The 3,421-nt window shown below is 73.3% G+C and carries 4 protein-coding genes; all 4 read right to left on the bottom strand.

From position 1 onward, the window contains the following. Window positions 1-192 precede the first annotated feature (192 nt). Window positions 193-765, bottom strand: a complete 573-nt coding sequence (locus AB0C84_RS45585; RefSeq protein ID WP_361079046.1) for a DNA-3-methyladenine glycosylase I — start codon at window positions 763-765, stop codon at window positions 193-195. Between the two features lie 14 nt (window positions 766-779). Further along, window positions 780-1,208 carry an SRPBCC family protein gene (locus AB0C84_RS45580; RefSeq protein ID WP_179843733.1) on the bottom strand — a complete coding sequence of 143 codons (429 nt, stop codon included), beginning with the start codon at window positions 1,206-1,208 and terminating at the stop codon, window positions 780-782. Continuing rightward, window positions 1,205-1,624, bottom strand: a complete 420-nt coding sequence (locus AB0C84_RS45575) for a hypothetical protein (RefSeq protein WP_258941376.1) — start codon at window positions 1,622-1,624, stop codon at window positions 1,205-1,207. Before AB0C84_RS45575 ends, AB0C84_RS45580 begins: the two co-directional genes overlap by 4 nt. A 195-nt stretch (window positions 1,625-1,819) precedes the next feature. Next, window positions 1,820-3,136 (bottom strand): alkaline phosphatase PhoX, encoded by a 1,317-nt coding sequence (locus AB0C84_RS45570; RefSeq protein ID WP_361079043.1) that lies wholly within the window; start codon window positions 3,134-3,136, stop codon window positions 1,820-1,822. Between the last annotated feature and the right edge of the window lie 285 nt (window positions 3,137-3,421).

Here is a 3,421-nt window from a genome sequence, read left to right as displayed (position 1 = left end):
GGCCCGGGGGCCCTCACCCCGCAGGAGACGCTGCGATCGCTGGCATCGCTCCGGCTCGCCTTGCGGCTCGCTGCGCGATCAGTTTCTCGCGGGCTCGAAACTGGCTTCGCACGCGATCGCACACCTTGAGGTTGTTGCGGGCTTAGGAGAAGGCCGTGCTGGCGAGGGAGGCCGCCGACCTGCGGCGGTCTGTCAGTACGCCCCGTGGCGGTGGCAGTCGGTGAGGTGGTCGTCTACCAGGCCGCAGGCTTGCATGAGGGCGTAGGCGGTGGTGGGGCCTACGAAGCGGAAGCCTTGCTTCTTCAGTTCCTTGGCCAGGGCCTTCGAGGCGTCGGTGTAGGCGGGGACCTCGGACATGTCGGTATAGGACGGGGAGTCGGGGTCGGCGTAGCGCCAGGCGGTGGCGGCGAGGCCGCCGGGGAGGTCGAGGGCCGCGCGGGCGTTGGCGATCGTGGCCTCGATCTTGGCGCGGTTGCGGACGATGGCGGCGTCGGCCATCAGGCGCTCGACGTCGCCGGGGCCGAACGAGGCGACCTTCTCGGCGTCGAAGCCGTGGAACGCGGCGCGGAAGCCCTCGCGCTTGCGCAGGATCGTCAGCCACGACAGGCCGGACTGGAACGCCTCCAGGCACAGCCGCTCGTAGAGGCCCTGGTCGTCGCGGACCGGACGGCCCCATTCCTCGTCGTGGTAGGCGACGTAGTCGGGCGCCGACAGCCCCCACGGGCAGCGCGCCAGCCCATCCTCGCCCAGAATCGCGGTGCTCACCCGCCCGTTCTACCTCATGCCTGCGACAGAACGGCGAGGCGGCGCAGCCCGACCCCCATGAACGCCTTCACGACCGGCCCCGCGACCAGCCAGGCGGCGCGGCCGAGGGGGCCGAGGGGCAGGTCGACGCGCTCGGCCCAGACGACGCGACTGCCGGAGCCCTCCGGGACGACCTTGAAGAACGCCTCGCCGCGCACGACGCGGCCGGTGTGCCGGACCGCGACGCGGCGGCCGTCCCGCCAATCGGTGATCACCATGGTGTCGAGGAAGCCGACCGGGCCGACGCCCGTCCACGCACGCAGCTCGTCGCCGACCTTGTCGCCGCCCTCCGCGCGGGTGAACGGCATCCACTCGGCGTGTCGCGGCCAGTCGGTGAGGACGTCGAAGAGCCGCTCGGGCGGGGCCGCCGAGACCGCCTCCGCGTGGACCGCGACCGCGCTCATCCGCTCTCCTCCCCGTCCGGCTCGAAGGACTCCTTGCGGAGCGGCACCCGGGCGGCGGGCTCCTCGATGCCGTGCAGGGCACCGACCGGGCCCGCCGGTTCGGCGTCGTCGGCGCGCTTGCGGGCGTCGTGGAGCTGCCGTTCCAGGTCCGCCACGCGGGCGTCGCGCTCGTTCAGGGCCTCGGTGAGGCGGTGGAACGCGTCGTCCGTCACATGCGGCTGGTACCCCCACAGAGTCCGGGGGAACCTGAGGCGGGCGCCCTCCCAGCCGACGACGGGCCGCCCCTCGGCGTCCACGCTGACCGGCGGATAGTCGGGATGGGCCTCGGCCAGCTCGCCGCCCCTGCCCATGGCGAGGGCGACGACGGCGCCCAGCACGGCCACGCCGGCCAGGACGAGAACCACGACCACGATCACGCTCCGATCTGACGGCACCCCATCGGGAAGACGATCCCCCGTCCCCGATCGTGCCACGCCCGGCGGCGTGGGGTTGCACGAGCGCGGGGTCCTTCCACCGGGCGCGCCGGTTCCGGACGCGGGCACGGCGCCCCCGGCGAGTCGCCGAGGACGCCGTGCCGGTCAGGCCGCGACGGGCGTGCGCGGGTCCGGTCCTCAGCCGCGCAGGCGGTGCCAGGGGCCGGTGATCGCGAACGTGGCGCCCGGGTCGGACTGGCGGTTGGCGAACAGGATCCGCCCGTCCGGGGAGAACGTCACGCCGGTGAACTCGCTGTCGTTGAGGGCGTTGCGGGCCATCGCGAACGGCTCGTCCCGGCGGGTGGTGCCGATGAGGTACTGCTCGCCGTCGCCGTCCTCCGCGAGGATCACACCGCCGCCGTACGGGGAGACGGTGATGTTGTCGGGGCCGTCGAAGCGCCCGCCCGGCTTGAAGACGAGCTGGAGCTCGATCTCGCCGCGGTGCGGGTCGTAGGTCCAGACCTGCCCGGCGTGGTCGGCGGCGCCGCCGTCGGCCTTCCTGGAGAAGCTGCACACGAAGTAGGCCTTGCCGTGGCCCCACCAGGCGCCTTCGAGCTTCTGGCTCCGCGTGACCGTGTCGAACTGCTTGCGGACCGACGTCTGCTTCGCCGACGGGTCGGGCACCTCCACCCAGCCCGCGCGCAGCCGCGTCCCGGGCTCCTGGACGGCCGACAGGTCCGGGACGCCGGGGACGTTCAGCGCCTCCAGCTTCCCGCCCGACATGTACGCGTGGTAGCCGCCGCGGTGGGCGCGGGGCCGGAACCGGTAGAAGAGCCCGAACGGCTTGGCGGCGTCCTCGGTCAGGTACGCGGTGAGCGTGTGCGGGTCGACGGCGACGGCCTCGTGCGCGAACCGGCCGAGCCCGGTGAGCGGGACGGGCTCGGTCCTGCGGCCGGTCGGGTCGACCTCGAACACCCAGCCGTGGCTCTTGGTCTGGCCCGTGAAGCCTTCGGTCTCCTCGCAGGTCAGCCACGTCCCCCAGGGGGTCCGTCCGCCCGCGCAGTTGGTGGACGTCCCGGCGAGGCTGACGTACTGCGACAGCAGGTTGCCCTTGCTGTCGACCTCCAGGGTGGTGGTGCCGCCGTTGGCGGCCGGGTCGTAGGTCCACTCGGGACGGCCCACGGCGCGGGTGCCGTTGTTGCTCTGCTCGTGGTTGCGCACCAGCCGGGTACGGCCGTGGCGCCCGCCGGGGAACGTGGCCATCCCGTCGTGGTGCCCGGGGACGACGACGCCCTCGGAGATGGGCTCGCCCTCCACCGACAGCGTCTTGTAGGAGAAGCCCTCGGGCAGGTCCAGGACGCCCTTGGGGTCGGGGATCAGCGGGCCGTAGCCGTGGGCCTCCCCTGTTTCGGCACCGGCGGACGTCTGGAAGATTCCGTCCAGGCTTCCGGCGAGGGCGATGGACAGCGCGCCGGCCGCGCCGCCCTTGACGACTCCGCGACGGGTCACGGACATGGGCACTCCTTCACGTGAGGGGATCACGCGGGAGCCTGGTCGCCGTCCCTGAACCGCGGATGAACGATCACTGGCCGAGAGGAGAAACCCCAGGACAACGTTGGTCCGCGGGCGCCCCGGGTGCCGGCGCGGGTGCGGAGCGCGGCCTCAGAGGAGCTCCACCGCGGCGTCGACGGCGCCGGCGACGTCGCCGTCCGGCGGATACAGCAGCGACCGGCCCACCACCAGACCCCGCACGGTCGGCAACCGCAACGCACGCCGCCACCCCTCACGCGCCGCACCCTG

The sequence above is a fragment of the Actinomadura sp. NPDC048955 genome (genome assembly GCF_040649435.1).
In the GTDB taxonomy this organism is placed as follows: Bacteria; Actinomycetota; Actinomycetes; order Streptosporangiales; family Streptosporangiaceae; genus Spirillospora; species Spirillospora luteofluorescens.
The sequence above is the reverse complement of the archived record's forward strand: the minus strand, read 5'-3'. Positions and strand labels throughout refer to the sequence as shown.

Excerpts from the sequence above, each read along its gene's own strand:
- AB0C84_RS45580 (WP_179843733.1), bottom strand. The coding sequence starts at position 1,208 with ATGAGCGCGGTCGCGGTCCACGCGGAGGCGGTCTCGGCGGCCCCGCCC.
- AB0C84_RS45570 (WP_361079043.1), bottom strand. The coding sequence starts at position 3,136 with ATGTCCGTGACCCGTCGCGGAGTCGTCAAGGGCGGCGCGGCCGGCGCG.